Origin of the sequence: Neobacillus sp. PS3-40 (assembly GCF_030915485.1) — a bacterium.
Lineage (GTDB): Bacteria > Bacillota > Bacilli > Bacillales > Cytobacillaceae > JAUZPL01.
Window position 1 is genome coordinate 3,179,601 of record NZ_CP133266.1, and the last position, 16,714, is coordinate 3,196,314.

General features: G+C 34.3%; 14 protein-coding genes. 6 read left to right on the forward strand and 8 right to left on the reverse strand.

From position 1 onward, the window contains the following. The first annotated feature begins 153 nt into the window (after positions 1-153). Complete coding sequence (locus tag RCG20_RS15565) at positions 154-573, forward strand: universal stress protein (protein ID WP_308181022.1); 420 nt, start codon at positions 154-156, stop codon at positions 571-573. Between the two features lie 116 nt (positions 574-689). Here the strand turns inward: RCG20_RS15565 and RCG20_RS15570 are convergent, their stop codons facing one another. Both RCG20_RS15570 and RCG20_RS15575 read right to left on the reverse strand, forming a co-directional pair. Continuing rightward, positions 690-1,085: an SET domain-containing protein gene (locus RCG20_RS15570; protein WP_308181023.1), complete on the reverse strand. Its 396-nt coding sequence runs from the start codon at positions 1,083-1,085 to the stop codon at positions 690-692. A 145-nt stretch (positions 1,086-1,230) separates the two neighbouring features. Beyond that, a complete protein-coding gene (locus RCG20_RS15575; RefSeq protein WP_308181024.1) occupies positions 1,231-1,743 on the reverse strand; it encodes a DUF3189 family protein in 513 nt (170 codons plus the stop codon). A 379-nt stretch (positions 1,744-2,122) separates the two neighbouring features. On the opposite strand from RCG20_RS15575, the gene RCG20_RS15580 reads away from it, so the two are divergent. Beyond that, a complete protein-coding gene (locus RCG20_RS15580; RefSeq protein ID WP_308181025.1) occupies positions 2,123-3,484 on the forward strand; it encodes an arsenic transporter in 1,362 nt (453 codons plus the stop codon). Between the two features lie 72 nt (positions 3,485-3,556). Here the strand turns inward: RCG20_RS15580 and RCG20_RS15585 are convergent, their stop codons facing one another. Further along, positions 3,557-4,603: a putative glycoside hydrolase gene (locus RCG20_RS15585; RefSeq protein ID WP_308184368.1), complete on the reverse strand. Its 1,047-nt coding sequence runs from the start codon at positions 4,601-4,603 to the stop codon at positions 3,557-3,559. A gap of 151 nt (positions 4,604-4,754) precedes the next feature. Beyond that, complete coding sequence (locus RCG20_RS15590) at positions 4,755-5,348, reverse strand: TetR/AcrR family transcriptional regulator (RefSeq protein WP_308181026.1); 594 nt, start codon at positions 5,346-5,348, stop codon at positions 4,755-4,757. A gap of 147 nt (positions 5,349-5,495) precedes the next feature. Between RCG20_RS15590 and RCG20_RS15595 the strand changes: the two genes are divergently transcribed. Together RCG20_RS15595 and RCG20_RS15600 are read left to right on the forward strand one after the other, a co-directional pair. Beyond that, positions 5,496-6,383: an ABC transporter ATP-binding protein gene (locus tag RCG20_RS15595; RefSeq protein WP_308181027.1), complete on the forward strand. Its 888-nt coding sequence runs from the start codon at positions 5,496-5,498 to the stop codon at positions 6,381-6,383. Next, the gene (locus RCG20_RS15600; protein ID WP_308181028.1) at positions 6,380-7,192 is read left to right on the forward strand and encodes an ABC transporter permease subunit; all 813 of its coding nucleotides are present in this window, start codon (positions 6,380-6,382) and stop codon (positions 7,190-7,192) included. Before RCG20_RS15595 ends, RCG20_RS15600 begins: the two co-directional genes overlap by 4 nt. A gap of 440 nt (positions 7,193-7,632) precedes the next feature. Here the strand turns inward: RCG20_RS15600 and RCG20_RS15605 are convergent, their stop codons facing one another. Beyond that, positions 7,633-8,559 (reverse strand): manganese-dependent inorganic pyrophosphatase, encoded by a 927-nt coding sequence (locus tag RCG20_RS15605; protein WP_308181029.1) that lies wholly within the window; start codon positions 8,557-8,559, stop codon positions 7,633-7,635. A gap of 316 nt (positions 8,560-8,875) precedes the next feature. Here RCG20_RS15605 and RCG20_RS15610 point away from each other — a divergent pair, with 316 nt between their 5' ends. Both RCG20_RS15610 and RCG20_RS15615 read left to right on the forward strand, forming a co-directional pair. Beyond that, complete coding sequence (locus RCG20_RS15610) at positions 8,876-10,111, forward strand: NAD(P)/FAD-dependent oxidoreductase (protein ID WP_308181030.1); 1,236 nt, start codon at positions 8,876-8,878, stop codon at positions 10,109-10,111. Positions 10,112-10,325: 214 nt separating this feature from the next. Next, the gene (locus RCG20_RS15615) at positions 10,326-12,050 is read left to right on the forward strand and encodes a methyl-accepting chemotaxis protein (RefSeq protein WP_308181031.1); all 1,725 of its coding nucleotides are present in this window, start codon (positions 10,326-10,328) and stop codon (positions 12,048-12,050) included. A 125-nt stretch (positions 12,051-12,175) separates the two neighbouring features. Here the strand turns inward: RCG20_RS15615 and RCG20_RS15620 are convergent, their stop codons facing one another. The 3 genes from RCG20_RS15620 to RCG20_RS15630 form a co-directional block, all read right to left on the reverse strand. After that, entirely contained in the window at positions 12,176-13,468 is a 1,293-nt protein-coding gene (locus RCG20_RS15620) for an ATP-binding protein (protein WP_308181032.1), read from the reverse strand. A 260-nt stretch (positions 13,469-13,728) separates the two neighbouring features. Continuing rightward, entirely contained in the window at positions 13,729-15,972 is a 2,244-nt protein-coding gene (locus RCG20_RS15625; RefSeq protein ID WP_308181033.1) for an MMPL family transporter, read from the reverse strand. 75 nt (positions 15,973-16,047) lie between these two features. Continuing rightward, the gene (locus RCG20_RS15630; RefSeq protein WP_308181034.1) at positions 16,048-16,677 is read right to left on the reverse strand and encodes a TetR/AcrR family transcriptional regulator; all 630 of its coding nucleotides are present in this window, start codon (positions 16,675-16,677) and stop codon (positions 16,048-16,050) included. Between the last annotated feature and the right edge of the window lie 37 nt (positions 16,678-16,714).

Here is a 16,714-nt window from a genome sequence, read left to right on the forward strand (position 1 = left end):
GTTTGATTTTTTAAAAAAATATATAAGGAATGCAAAATCTTAATGTTCAAAGAATTGTTTGTTGAGATTTTATTATATTGGTAATAGGATTAAATAAGAATAGTGCAGAATCAGTAATTAACTAGCTACTCACTTATAAGGGAGAATTAGGAGATGTATAAAAAAATATTATTAGCATCGGATGGTTCTGAACACTCAAAAAGAGCGGCTGAAAATGCAATCCTAATAGTTAAATGTAGTTCTAATTCTAAAATAGTGATACTATATGTTGTCGATCCAGAAAAATCTAAATCTGATGTTCTAAGTAACTGGAATTCGTTTGGAATTGCGGATATTCGAAGAGAGCGAATTAAAGAAGTAGAAAGTTTAATAAAAAAATCTGGGATATCTTATGAGGTTGAATTTTTGCATGGAGAACCTGGACCAGTAATCGTGGATTATGCAAATAAAAATCATTTTGATGCTGTGGTTATTGGGAGCAGGGGGTTAAATGCACTTCAGGAATTTGTTTTAGGGAGTGTAAGTCATAAGGTTGCAAAACATGCTAACTGCCCAGTTATGATTGTTAAATAAACGCCTATAAACATCTTTGGCACATTTGTGTGAAACCTTTGTTTCACACAAATGTGCCAAAATTTGATTTATCGTCTATATTACCCGTTAAATCAAGGTAATAAGCCCACTAATTTTTAATCATTTTCAGTTTCTTCTTCCATATTAAACCACAATGGATCTTCATTATCAACTTCACCATTATAGTTAATTAGGATCTCTTCTCCTGCTTTTATATCTGTGTAAGCAAAGAAATCAAAGGTATGGTTTTTAAAGTTAATATCGTAATGGGCATTAGGTGTATAGGAATGATTAAATAACATCCCATATCCTAAAAGAATGGCAGTATGGTTAATACCATACTCAAAGGCGTAATCTGCAAGAAGTGTTTTCTCTATGAAAGCATGCTCCTCATTTGGATAAGCAATAACGGGTGCTTCATGGATAAGCTCTCCCTTTGCAATATCACATTTTGCAAATACCCCTCTATTGAATTCTCCGTCGCTAAGTTTAGAAGTTTTTATTTCAATCATGGTAGTCACCTGCTTATTCGTTTTATGAAGTCTTGATCTTTATAAGTTTGCCAGTTGTTAAGTGCGAAAGCAACTGTTTTATATTTTCGACCTAAGGACATGTCCAAATAAGTAGTATATCTAATTGTATTAGAAAAAGTAACTATTACTTGTAAATTTCATTTTCTAGTATGAGCACATTTTCATTGAACGAGGTTTTTCCCATTTGTTTTGTATTTTGAACTAAGCGATAAACGTTATCACAGCATTGCTTGGCGCCACTCACTAAAAATGGAACACCAATAGAGTCAATCTTTAATCCTCGTGAGAAAAATCCTCCGATGGACATGGCGAGAGGTACTGTTGGTGATGTATTTGAAAAGATTATTTTTTCTTCGAATTGATGTTTTTCTTGAAGTAATAGGCTTAATTCTCTTAATGCTGGTACAACAAGTTTATTCCTTTTTCGTCCAATTGTATAAACAGTGTCTCCAAATTCATCTTTTCCATGAAAAATAAGTTTTCCAAAATCAGCATGTGTTAATTTATTAAAAAATTTTACATTTAAAATTTCTTCTTTTGTTAATTTCCGTTCAGATTGTGGTAATTGTTTTAAATGATAGGCTGCTGCCAATGAGGTAGTATGTGTTCCGCCATAATCATTATAGATATAAATCATGCAATCATCCCTTACAATATAATCTAGGTATATTATGGTCATTAACTCGACAGCTAATACAGCTCTGCCACTAGCCCAATTATAATTTCATTTACTACAGTTACTATTAAATCGGGATTATTTGACAACTTTTGTTAAATTACATTGTTTTTAAACAACTGATCCAAAAATAACAGCGTTGTTTAGCAAAGTTATTTACTAAACGTTTATCCATACTGGACAAACGTTTGTTTTTTTTATATTGGTACAACTGCTCAAACATGTATTGTAAAGGCACATATATATATAGTACAAATCCATTATAGAGACAAATAAAGGAGGAAAAATTTCCTGGAGGTTAAATGCACTAGATAATTTCCAAAAGGAGATTGTATAGATTATGAACGCTGTTACTTTAACGACCATTTTGGCTTTTATCTTTACAATGCTCTTTATCTTTTGGAGACCAAAAGGAATAAATGAGGCTATTCCGTCAACAATTGGAGCTATCGTGGTCATGCTGAGTGGGAATATTACTCTGATTAATTTACTTGATATAAGTTCAAAAGTAAGTGGTGCGGCGGTAACGATTATTTCAACATTAGTTATGGCGATTGTCCTTGAAAGTTTTGGCTTTTTCTACTGGGTTACAGCTGTTCTAGCTAACTATTCAAGACAATCAGGGGTTCGGCTTTATTGGCTGACAAATCTACTTTGTTTTTTAATGACAATATTTTTTAATAACGATGGCAGTATTCTAATAACCACGCCAATTCTTATCCTTCTTCTTAAAAATTTTCAATTAAAAAACCATCAAAAAATCCCCTATTTGATTAGCGGTGCATTAATTGCTACAGCTTCAAGTGCACCAATCGGAGTTAGTAATATTGTGAACTTAATTGCTTTAAAAATTATTAACATGGATCTTTATTTGCAAACGACCATGTTGTTTGTCCCAGCCACACTAGGATTACTCTTTCTATCTGTAATGTTGTTTGTAGTATTTCATAGGGACATTCCTAAAAAACTTCCTAATATCACTTTCTCATTTGACTTTAAAGAAAAACCACCACACCCACTACAAATTGAACCTTTGTCTTCAGAAAATAAAAAGCGAAAAAATGTTATGAAATGGATTTTGATATTTGTTTTCTTTATGAGGATAAGCTTATTCATAGCTTCATATATTGGTATCCCAATTGAAATAGTAGCGGTTACAGGCTCAATCCTTTTGTTAATTTGGAGATGGTATTACCTAAGAATTAGCCCAGTAGATATGTTCAGTAAAACACCGTGGCATATATTCGCATTCGCATTTACAATGTATATCCTAATCTATGGATTAAATAATATTGGATTAACAGAGTTACTTGTGAAATATTTTGAGCCGATGATATCTGGGAGCCTATTAAAGGCAAGTCTTTTTATGGGGGGGCTTTTAACACTTTTATCAAATATGTTTAACAACCACCCTGCGTTAATGATTGGTACTTTGGCTTTAACAAGTATGGGATTAGATCCTATCACAGTAAAAACAGTATATCTTGCCAATATTGTAGGGAGCGATATGGGATCTCTGTTATTGCCAATTGGAACATTAGCCACATTAATTTGGATGCATATTTTAAAAAGAGAAAAAATTAAAATTAGTTGGTTCACTTACTTCAAAACAACAGTAATTGTGATTCCTCCAACTGTTATTTTCACTCTATTAGCATTATATGTATGGATTGAGCTGGTCTTCAATGGACGTGCGCAATAAGAAATCCCACTACCTAATTTTTTAGTAAAGGTAGTGGGATTTTATGGATGGGTGATAAATCAACTGCAAGTTTCAATATGGAGTATAATCAACATTCGGAGTATATCGATTAATACCACTCCAAAGTAAAAATTCATCAATACCTTGTGAATGTAAGGCACGAATTTGTTCTTCAATCTCTTGTTTACCGTATACTTTATAGTTTCCTCTTCCAAGCCATGCTGCAGTAAAATCCTGGAGCCATGGGCGTGAAATTGGAGGATTACTTAATTTGTTTAATCGTTTATTTTCAACTTTGGCATACTCTTGGACAAGGCGAAAGGGTTCTAAATCTGGTTTTCGGATGCCAAACATGCTGGTCCAGTGACTTGGGTAAATCATAGCAGATATAATATCTACATTTTGGGCAATACTTGAAAAATTTTGTCCGATTCCTGGTGCTTCAGGAATAACGGTGGCATTGCCAAATACATCTACCGATATCTTCACGTTATAAGGTCTTAATTTTTCCCTGGCGTACTTAACGAATTCTGTTATTGCAGTTACTCGAGTGGGCCTATTTGTCGTAGATTGAAATCTCCTTTCGTAGGTGAGTTGTCCTTGAATTGCCTCGAATTTTTCAGGAAATCTTACATAATCAAACTGTATTTCTTTAAAGCCCATGTTGGCAGCTAGAATGGCCATTCCGATGTTATAGTCCCAGACCTCCTTTAGAAAAGGATTTGTGAAAGCATCACCATGTCCGTTGCGCCATATTCCACGCGCGGTCCTGAATGACCAATTCGGCTTTGAAGCTGACAATACACTATCTTTAAAAACAACGATTCTTGCGATGGGGTAGATATTTGTCGATTCTAATGTCTGTATAAGAGCCTTTGGATTTTGGATATATGGACGACTAACAGAATAATAAGGTGAACCTTTTGGTGGAATAAAAGTAAGATTACCATGATCATCTTTGATATCAATGACCATCGCATTTAACTCCGTATTTTTAACCAAGGAGAGCAATTTAGTAAATTTTAACCCTTTTGTAGAAGGTGCTGAAACATAAATCCCTCGAATTGGTTGCTGCGGTTTTTGAGCACTAGCGTGTATTGGATGCACATTTTGATTCATGGAAATAGTAAATAGAACTAGTAAAAACACTAAAATCTTCCGCACATAATCCCTCCTAACAATCCTGTAATACTAGTAGCGTTTGCAGGAGTTATATGTACAATCCCTTTTCTGCAAAAAAAATTAAAAATAAATGAATTAGAAAAAATGCTTACGGTTTACCACAAATTCCATAAAAGAAGATATGGACCATTTCATTAATTAAATCCATATTGCCATTTTGCCTAATAGAATCAAGGAATTCATTGGAATATTTCATACTAAAATTAATGTACATCATAAGACCTTGTGTAGAGATCTTACTTGAAATTTCCCCGCTTTCCCTACCTTCCTCTATTAATTGAAAAAAGGCTGGAAGAACTTTTTCACTGTACTCTTTTTCAACAAATTGAGCGATTTCTTGATCTTCAGTTAGTAATTGATTGAACAAAAAGGGGGTTAAAGAGTTAATTGAATATTCTTTTTCTTGTAAAATAATCCGTTCTATTTTTTCCTTAAATGTATATTCTCCGTTCATATTCTCCATAAATTCTTTAAAAGAGTGGGTCATATAATTTTTTACGACTTCACGTAATAAAGCTTCCTTACTTCCAAAATAATTATAGATGGTTACCTGAGAGACATTGGCTTGTTTTGCTATGTCAGCAATTCGAATCTTATTTGAATCCCATGTTTTTAGCATTTCTAAAGTAGTTTCTATAATCTTTTCTTTAATTTGTAAGGCTCTTCTCTCAAAACCGTTCATTTTCATCATCCTATATACAAATTGATATTAATGAAATTATAACATAAAAATATTTCATAATTGTATTGACTTTAGTTATATCCAAAAGTAATATAACTTATGAAATCGTTTATAAAAAATATTTCATAATTTTTCGGGGGTGTTAAAATGCTAGAAGTTCAAAACTTGACGAAAAAATTTTCTAATGGCAAAGGAATATTCGATGTATCATTTTCTGTTGAAAAAGGAGAAGTATTTGGCTTTTTAGGACCAAATGGTGCAGGTAAATCGACAACTATTCGTCATATTATGGGATTTATGAAGCCTGAAAAAGGCTATGTAAAAGTGAATGGCTTAGATACATGGAAGAAACAAGGTGAGGTTCAGAAATATATTGGATACCTCCCAGGTGAAATTGCTTTTATTGAAGGAATGACAGGTAAGAGCTTTCTTGATTTTATGGCCAGTATGAATGGAGTTAAGGATCACTCAAAACGCCATCAGTTAATCGAGCGTCTTCAATTTGATGTGAATACTCCGATTCGGAAAATGTCAAAAGGGATGAAACAAAAGGTTGGGATTGTGGCGGCGTTCATGCATGATCCTGAGGTAATTATTCTGGATGAACCGACGTCTGGATTGGATCCGTTGATGCAAAAAGTATTTATTGAAATTGTGCTGGAAGAAAAGGCAAAAGGAAAAACCTTTTTAATGTCCTCACATAGCTTCCCAGAGATTGAACGGACCTGTGATCGTGCTGCTATCATTAAAGATGGTGTTGTTATTGCGGTGAAAGATATTCACGAATTACAATCCATGCAACGGAAACTTTTTGAGGTTACATTTAATAACCATGAAGATGCTAAAACTTTCCTAAATTCCAGGCTGCAAATTGAATCCCATGAAGGAAATCGTGTAAGAGTGGCCATTCAAGGAAACTATGATTCTTTCATTGAAGAAACAGCAAAATATTCTGTTCGGAATATTGCTATATTTACTCAAAATTTAGAGGACATATTTATGAATTATTATGATAGATCGGGGGCTTCGAAATGAACTTCTCACTCTATAAACAAATGATGAAAGTAAATGTAAAGGGAGTTATGAATTACGCAATTGGAGCTGCCTTTTATATGATCCTTATGGTTTGGCTCTATCCAAGTATGGAAGAAACTGCTAAGCCGTTAAACGATATGTTAAAAGTAATGCCTGCTGGAGTGACAAAGGCTTTTAATTTGCAAAACGGTTTTGGAAGCTTCGAGTCTTTTATATCGGGTGAATTTTATGGGTTGTTATTCACTTTAATTGTTTCTATCTTTTGTGTCATGGTCCCTATCCAATTAATGGCGAAATTAGTGGACCAAGGATCGATGGGATATTTATTATCTACTCCAACGACAAGAGGAAAGGTTGCCTTCACACAAGCGAGTGTATTCGTAACAGGATTGTTACTAATTTCGGCTATTACAACAATTTGTGGCATCGTTGGAGTTCATATTTTTATAGATAATGCTAGCTCTTTTCATATAGATAGATTCATACAGTTGAATTTAGCAGCTTTCGCTCTGTTCGTTGCATTGGGTGGAATTTCATTTCTAGTCTCTTCATTATCAAATGATGAAAAGAAAGCTCTGGGAACTTCAGGAATGATTATATTCGGGTTATATAGTTTAGACATTGTTGGGAAAATAAGCGAAAAAGTTGAGTGGTTAAAGAATTTCACCATTTTCACTTTGTATAAGCCAGGCGATATTGTAAACGGAAAAGCAAATATTACTCTAGACTGTATCATCCTATTTTTAATAGGTATTGTAGCATTTGTTATAGCCATTTTGATATTTAAAAAACGTGATTTACCATTGTAAAGATATAAAGAAAACTAGGCAATCGCCAAGCCTTAGCGCCGGCGATTGCCTAGTTGCCCTTATTCGATTAAAGTGTTGATTATTAATAAACGTTCGGAACATCCTTTACTGCATTAACTAAGTTAAACTCCCTCATTAGCTAAAAAGATGCCAAAATTTCTTTGGCATCTCAGGCTGTCGAAAAACATTGGATAGTCTATAACTTTACTAATTTAATTTACCGATTCACCGCGTTAGGCTTTTAAATAGGTCTGTTGATTTCCGTTCCAGGCGCTCCCCGCGGAAAGCGAGTGCCCGGAGCGGAAACCAACAGGCCAATTTGCGGGGATATCAATAAATTTGGAATGTTGATTCTAACAAAATAAAAATTGCCGAGAAAAATACCTCTTTCTCGGCAATCTGAGATGCCAAAGATTTCTTCGGCATCCTTCTTTTTACTTTTATTTAAAAACCTCTGTTAAAACGGGAACAACCTGTTTTTTACGAGAAACAACACCTTTTAATAAAGCAGTGTTATTATCTAAAGCAACATTATATGCTTTTTCCACTGCATTTTGGGCATTTCCTAGAGCTAGTGCAACGGAATCACTATTTAATATATCTGTGATGACAAGTAAGAATAAATCTAAGTTCCTTTGCTCAATTGTTTGAGCAATGACAGCTTCTAACTCGGGCTGACGGCTTAAGACATCATTTGTGTCAACAGAATTTACTTGAGCAATGACTACTTTACTTGAGCCCATTTGGAATTCTTTAGCATCCAATGAGATCAATTGTTCAACGGTTTTGCTGCTTATGTCAGCACCTGCTTTTAGCATGTCTAAACCATAAATTTGTGCATCAACACCTGCGATTTTTGCTAATTCAAGGGCTGCATCCACATCTTCTTGAGTGCATGTTGGTGATTTAAATAAAAGTGAATCAGAAATGATGGCTGAAAGCATTAATCCAGCAATATTTTTTTCAATTTCAATCCCTTTTTCTTTATAGATTTTATTTAAAATGGTTGCAGTGCAGCCAACAGGCTCAGCACGATAGTATAAAGGACCACTTGTTTCAAAATTAGCAATACGGTGGTGGTCAATCACTTCTAAGATTGTTACATCTCTAATATCCTCTGCACTTTGCTGAAACTCATTATGGTCAACCAAAATGACATTCTTAGCCTCGGGTGCAACCTTTTCGACAAGACGAGGTGCCACTTGATTGAATGCAGTTAATGCATATTGTGTTTCACCATTAATTTCGCCTAAACGAATTGGTTCAACATTCAACCCTAATTTTGTTTTTAAGTCAGCATAAGCAATAGCTGAACAAATTGTATCTGTGTCTGGATTTTTATGTCCAAAAATCAATGTTTTTTCCACTTCTACCGCTCCTTGATTCATTTATATTATTCGGAGGATTTCCTATTTAAAAGATAAACTACTCCGTCTTCTGCCTATTATACCAAATGCACAAAGGAGGAGGTAGTAGGAGCATAATGGAGTTTCCTCCGGAAATACATAAATGTTTTAATACCAAAGATGTGCGATTATTTAGTAAACCATATTACTTATTATTATTCATAAAAATTTCTAAAAAAATGTAACCACATTCGAATTGGGGATTGCATAAAATGTTAGTAAGATATGTGAAAATATTCACATATAGGGAAAACCGCAATTAAAGGGGCGAAATAACATGAGTGAGAAACTTAAAATCGTCATTTTGGGTGGAGGCTATGCGGGCTTACTAACAGCTGCTTCATTACTAAAAAAGGTACATGAAAAAAGGGTGGAAATTACATTAGTCAATAAAAATGATTATCATTATTTAACTACAAAGATTCATGAATCAGGTGCTGGAACATTAGATTCCAGGATGATTCTATTTCCATACTCTGAATTAATTAATACTGGACGAATAAATGTGATTCGAGATGAAGTGATTGGAATTGATTTAGCAAAAAAGAGGGTTTCATTAAATAAGGGAACGTTAAATTATGATTATTTAGTTGTATGCATAGGGGGAGTACCTAAGACATTTAACATCCCTGGCTTAGATGAAAATGCATTTTTTCTATTTGACCATAAAGGAACAGAAAAGCTGTGCACCCATATTGAAAATCAATTTAAAAAGTATCTACTTGATCAGGATAAGAGTAGATTGACCTTTGTAATTGGTGGAGCAGGGTTTACGGGAATTGAATTTCTATATGAATTAATTGTGCGCATTCCAGAATTAAGAGAAAAATATGGAGTTGAAAAATCAAAAGTAAAGGTCATATGTGTGGAGGCCGATAATACACTCCTTAAGGACTATGATCCGCGGATGAGGGATGATGTATTGAAATCGATGACACAAATTGATTGTACCTTTAAATTGGGGTTAGCTATTGCTTCATGCCAAAATGGTGAGGTTACTTTTAACGATGGATCCAGTATCAAGGCAAATACAATGATATGGGCTGGAGGAGTAAAAGGGAATCCATTACTTAAGGATTTGGGATTTGAGTTACTTGATGGTAGAGTCAAAGTGAATGAATTCTTAGAGGTTCCTGGATATAAAGATATCTATGTATTGGGTGATGCCTCTGTCAGTTATTCTCCGAAAGAAGAGCCATATCAGCCTTCAGCACAGATTGCACTCCAACAAGGACAATATTGCGGATATAATATCGCCTGTAAGGTCTACGGACAAATGGCAAGACCGTTTAAATATATTCATAGAGGAACAGTAATGTCTATGGGGAGAAAAAAAGCCACCGGTGTTGTTTACGGAAAGCATGTATTTGGAAGATTGGGTGCCTTCATGAAGTATGTTATCGAAAAACGGTACTTCTTGATGCTTGGGGGAGTTACCTTACTAGTCAAACAGTTTCAAAGAGAACATAAGTATAAAAAAAGGATAAAAAAAGAAAAAGAAAAAGGATATTAATAATTTGAATTTAAGAGTCTGTGAAAGTATAGCCGGTTTTTTAAAATAGAAAACCGGCTATACTATGAATAAATGTCTATAGTAAACTAAAAATATATATTCTAAGACGGATTAATATTGAAAAATTCACAAAAAATACTATATTATACATTGTTACAATATTAGAAATATCTTACAATGAAAAAGTGTAATTTTAAAAAGGAGGAAATAGATTTTGAAGAATAGCTTGAAAGTTAGGATTATGGTGCAGGTTTCGATATTAATCTTACTATCTTGTATTGGATTAAGTTATTTAACCAATTATACATATTCAAATCTTTTAATTAATACGATCAGCAATCAATCATTAGAATTAACCAAAAGTGCAGAAAAAATGATTGATCAGGATCAATTTAAGGATTTAGCTATGAACTTAAATAAAAACAACTATTATTATGATTTAAAGGACAACCTTAATGGAATAAGAAAAATGAATGGATTAAAATTTTTGTACACCATGTCTAGAAAAAAAGACGGTAACCACTTTAAATATTTCTATGTTGTTGATGGCTATCCGAATGGTTCAAAAAATGAATCTCCTTTAGGGGAAGAGGAAAAGGGTATAAAAGATTCACCAAAGTTGATCAAAGCTTTTGATACAGGAAAAGCTCAAATTGGTGAGATGAGCACGATGGAGGAATATGGAACTTTGATTTCTACATATGTCCCAATTAAGTCCAAGCAAGGAGAAGTAATTGGTGTCGTTGGAGCAGACTTTAATGCTGCTATTGTTGATGCAAAGATGAAGGAGACAAATAAAAAACAAGTTATTTTCACAATTGTTATTTTATTAGTCAGTCTGCTCATTCTATTTATGATTACTTCGTACATTGTAAAACCGTTAAGAATGTTAACTTCAAAAGTAAAAGAAATCGGAAAAGGTAATTTAACAGTTACGGTCGAAGACCAAGGGAAGGATGAAATTGGCCAATTATCTACATCGATTCAATTAATGGTGAATGATCTCAAACAAATAATTGGTGGGATTTTGACGGTCACAAGTAAATTGCATACTTCAAGTGAATCAATCCTCCAAAACGCTCAAGAAACGAAGGATGCAAGTCAAGAAATGGTCCATTCCCTTGAAGAAGTGGCTTCGGGTATTGATGTTCAATTTAATAAAACAGAAACAAGTACCTATGCTATGGAAGAAATGTCACTCGGGGTGCAAACGATTGCTTCTATGGCGACATCAGTTTCGGAGCTGTCATTAAGTGCTTTACAGGAAACAGAAGAAGGAAAAAACATTGCTAATCAAATGATGAATCAAATTCAGGTGTTAAACCAGACATTCCAAGAGACGGCTCATCTAATGAAGGATCTTGATGTTCGAAGCAAAAAAATCAATGAAGTAACAAATGTAATCAAGGAAATTTCCTCACAGACGAATTTGCTTGCCTTGAATGCGGCAATAGAAGCGGCAAGAGCAGGAGAACATGGCAAAGGGTTTTCTGTTGTTGCAGAGGAAGTAAGAAAGCTTGCTGAGCAATCTGAGTCGTCTGCTGCAACGATAACTAGCATTATTTCCAAAATTAATGAAGTGGGACATTCTACTTTTGTTTCCATGAGCAAAGTTGAAAATGTAGTAGAGAAAAGTATAGAGGAGTTCCATAAGATGGATAGGTCATATGAACATATTTATCAATCAATTAGAAATATGACATCGTCGATCCAAGAGGTTTCAGCTTCTGCCGAAGAAATGGCCGTATCCTCCGAAGAGGTTTCAGCTTCTCTTTCAGAAACATTTCAAATTGCGAAAGGGACGGAGCATAATACCAAATTAATGGTGGCATCTACAAATAAACAAGAAGAAGCAATAAATGAAATGTTCCTTGACCTCAAATCTTTGGTGAAAATGACAGATGAATTGACGGATTTAACTCAAAAATTCGAGTTATAAGCATGGGTTTTGTTCAATTTGATAAAATCCATCTTATGCTAACCTTCGTTTTACATTTCTTTCAGTCCTACTGAAAAATGATAATTACAAATAACAAGCCTCCTTTATTAAAGAAAGGAGGCTTGTTATTTATTTTGATCAATCATTAAGTTTCTTTTTGGAAAATAGAGGCTAAATGTGGTTCCAACATTTGTTTTTGATTCTACTTCAACTTTTCCACCGAGAGACTCAGTAATCCGATAGGCTGCGGATATTCCTAACCCTGTTCCATTTTGTTTGTCAGAGTGAATAGGAGTTCCTAGTCGTGATAAAACGTCTGATGAAAGTCCAGGACCATTGTCCTCAATAATAATATAAAATTGGTCGACTAATTCATGAAGAAAGACATCAACTCTGCCACCTGGTGTGCAAGCCTCAACGCCATTTTTAATAAGATTTAAAAGTGCAAACCTCAAAAGAGAGAAATCCTTTAAGGAAAAATCTTTTTCAGCAGTTGATAAGAAATGTACCTCTACGTTATGTAGTAAGGCAAAGGGAGAAATCATTTGAATCGTTCCCTGTATCATGTTCGTAAGATCAACTTGGTTATGTTCCTTCTGCATAGGATCCATAATATTCATATAATCTTTTAAAGCTTGTTCTGCTTGAACTAGTTCGTTTAAGGCATTTGTTATTGAGTGAGTTTGTCTTGGAGTAAAGCTTGAATCATTATTCAAAAGCGAAAGAAATCCTTTAGCAGTTAGTATTGGATTGAAAATTTGTTGGGAAATATACACCAATAAATGATTTATTGCATGACTTTTTTCAAATTGAATTACTTTTGTATTCATTTCTTCCATCTCTTTTAAAGATGTTTGTAGATATAAGACCATCCAAAATGTAATGTAACTTAAGATACAAAAAGTAATCCAATGTATAATTTCATGCTTGGTAAAAACATAGTGGTCTAAATTTTGGGTCTCGAATGTGAAAAAGAGAATTGAAAGGGTTAAACATAAGTAGGTAAATGCGATTTGTTTTTTTTGTTCCCATTTATCATAGCGCGGAAGAATTATCGCAAATACGATGAGTGAGAAGAAGGGAATCCCAAGCCCTTCCAAATACATACCTGTGCCACCAATTAGTAAACGATAAATCATAATTAGAGCTGTCAGAACAAGACCTGTAGAGTATCCTCCGTAGAAGAAGCTGATAATGAAGGGGATAAATCGAAAATCTAAGATTAAACCCTTACCAAATGAGAGAGGAAAGGTCATGCAGATAATAATTGAAAGCCCACAAAGAATAGCTAAGATCTGTCTTTGTATTTTTTTTTGACCGAATTTTTTTCGGAAAAAGGACTGGTATAAAAGCATCGGGAATAAAATGCATACCATTTGAAGTAGCCAAATTCCTAAAAAAGCGGGGTTCACTATCATAAGCTTCCTCCCGAATAATTTGTCATTTTCTGTAGTTTACGCCCTCATTAATTTGTCCACCTATTACTTTTATCACACATTTTGGTTCCGAATAGTTGATTTAGAGCTTATTTCATAATATTGATACATATTTATGGAAAAAGTAAAAAAACACACTCTAAAAGTATAAGGAGAGTGTGTTTTTATGTCAGATAGAAAATTATTTATGCAATTAGTAAATAAAGTTTCCCAATCAAATAAATGTAAAAATGAACAGGTACCTATTCCTCAATCTTAATTTGTGATTGAGCTGCCATCATATTTCGTTTAGACGGCCAAAATACCCATTTTCCAACTAAAACTGTAATAGCAGGTACCAATAATGGGCGGACAATAAAGGTGTCCAATAACACTCCGATCGCTGTAATGGTACCAAAATGGACTAAAATTTGAATTGGCATGGTTGTAAGAACAGTGAACGTTCCAGCAAGAATTAATCCTGCGGATGTAATAACCGCTCCTGATTCGGCAACTCCTTCTTTTATGGCTTGTAAAAGGGGCATTATTTTGCTTTTTTTCCAAATGCTTGAAATCATAAAGATATTATAATCTTCACCTAAGGCAACAATGAAAACAAATGCATAAAGAGGAATAAATCCTTGAATTGCATTAACCCCAAATAAATAATGAAGAATCACCCATCCAAGCCCAAGAGCACTGAAGTAGGATAAAAGAACTGTTGCTATTAAATAAATAGTTGTTGTTACAGACCGGAGATAAACAAGCAATAAAAGAGCAATCATTGATATGACGACAGGAATAATGACGCTACTATCTATTTTAGTTGTATTCCGTGTATCGTACTGTTCAGCCGTTTGCCCTCCAACCCACACTTTCACTGTTGGAGTTGATACATTACTATCCCTTAATGCATCTTCAGTTGTTTTACGTAAACTAGGAATATGATTCATGGCTGTATTTGAATAAGGATTGTCTTTTAATTCAACTTTATAGCTAATGATGTTTGAATCCCTTTCGCCATGTTTTCCATCAGAAACGTTTGCAACATAGGATAATTTCTCTATTTTTTCTTTCACGGAGGTTTCTTTTCCGTTCGTTTGAATCATAATCTGTACGGGTGCAAGTTCACCAGGATTGAAATGTTCTGAGATGAGTTTAAAACCTTCCCGTGAAGGTAAATTTTTTGGAAAGGATGATAACGTATCATACGTATATGAAATTTTAGTAGCAAAAAAGGCAAATACACCAAGAAACAAAAGAGTTACAACTAGGATTTGCAATGGTTTTTTAATGATGAAGCTTCCAAGCCGCATGCCTAATTGAGTTTTCCTTTTTTCAGTTGCAATTATTTTCCCTTTTTTATGTGCACGTTCTTCCTTCATTTCTCTTGTACGTGGGACAAATGGGTAAAAAGATGCTCTGCCAATGATACTCAGTAATGCAGGAATCAATGTAAGACTTGCCGCCATCATAATAACGATTGATAGACTAAACGGGATTGCAAAGCGATGGATTGATCCATACTTTGCTAATAGTAATACCAATAATGAAAAGACTACTGTCAGTCCACTCATGGCAATAGCTCCTGAAGCGCTCTTAAGTGCGAACCTCATAGCTGTTTGTTTATCTTTTTCCTTTTCCAAATAACTTCTATATCTCGAGATAAGGAATAAGCAGTAATCAGTACCTGCGCCAAACAATAGTACTGTCATGATGGAAATACTTTGTGAATCAAAATCACTCCAGCCCGCTTTTCCGATTTCACCAAGAATTGGGCTGATAACCCCATAAGCAATTCCAACTCCAATTAAGGGAATCAATGCTAATATAGGTGATCGGTAGATTAATAATAGTAGAATAAGAACAATTGAGACGGTTCCAAATAATAATGACAGATCTCCTTGGCTAAATAAGGCTTTAGCATCGACAGCAATTCCTGCAGGACCTGTGATTCTTAAAACTAAGCTATCTTCATCTGTAACGCTGGATTTACTCGGATCCTTTGGAAAAATAGAGGTAGCCTTGTCTTTTAGTTCATTGATTCCTTTAGCAATTTCTTCTACTTCACGGTTCTTTTGAAACGAAATCGGTAGAATCAATGTTGTGCCATCTTTCGAAAGCTGTTGTTTTAGAACAGGAAGAGGAATTTTGTAAAATGGAGCAACATTATCTTGAAATTTAACAGGATGCGCTTCAATTTCCTTTGAATACCGTTGAATCAATGAGAGGTCATCATCCGTAATCCCATTGGATCTGTGCCATGTAAATAACGCTGGAGTGCCTGAATTGGTCGAAAACTCTCGATCGGCTATTTTCTTTGCTTGTTGTGATGGTGATGATGATTGTAGATTCGGAGCTAGTTCATTTTTTTGCGCATTTGCTTGTGGAAGAATCCCATTTAGAATTGCTGCAAGAAGGAGCCATGAAATCAAAATCAACCATCGGCCTTTTTTCCCACTAACAACTTCTCCATATTTTTCAAACCACTTTTTCTTCACTTTCATCTCCTCCAATCTTTTTAACTTATCATTTGATAAGTTAAATATAAAAAAATTAAATCGTTCCCGTTAAGAGAAAGATTATATTCCCACTCCATTAAGGAAAATTTCAACAACTAATTTCGCTTTTTTCTCCATTTCCCTTTTTTGACCAGAGTGATTTTTTGCCATTCTAGATGGCTGCAAGGTTGCTTTTATTAAATTCAATATGATGTAAGCGAGTTCCGTTGAACTTGTATGAAGCAAGGCGACATGCTTGATTTCCCCTTGGGATATTCCATCATCAATCATTTTAACAACAGGCATTAAAAATCCTTTAACCCAGCATTTATGGATTTCTTGCTGGTGGTTTTCATCCAACTCATGAACGATATCATGAAACATTTGTGGCAAGTCCATACCGTAATTGACTGTCATATAAATAGCCATTTGATTTAGCCGGTCACTGAAGGTAGTTGCTTGTTTTACTATCTGATTTAGGGCAGATTCATTTTGCAAGAGAGTGTATTGTATGACTGCAATATACAGGGTTTGTTTGTTTTTAAAATGATGGTATAAAGCAGGTTGCGTAATGGCACATAGTTCGGCAATTTGCCTTGTTGATACGGCACGATAACCAAATTCCATAAACAATTGCTGGGCAGTTTTTACAATTGTTTTGTATGTATCTTTTGGATTACTTGCCTCATTTGTACTTTTCATGACTGTCATATTTCAAAATTCCCTTCATTCGAAACACCTTATCAAT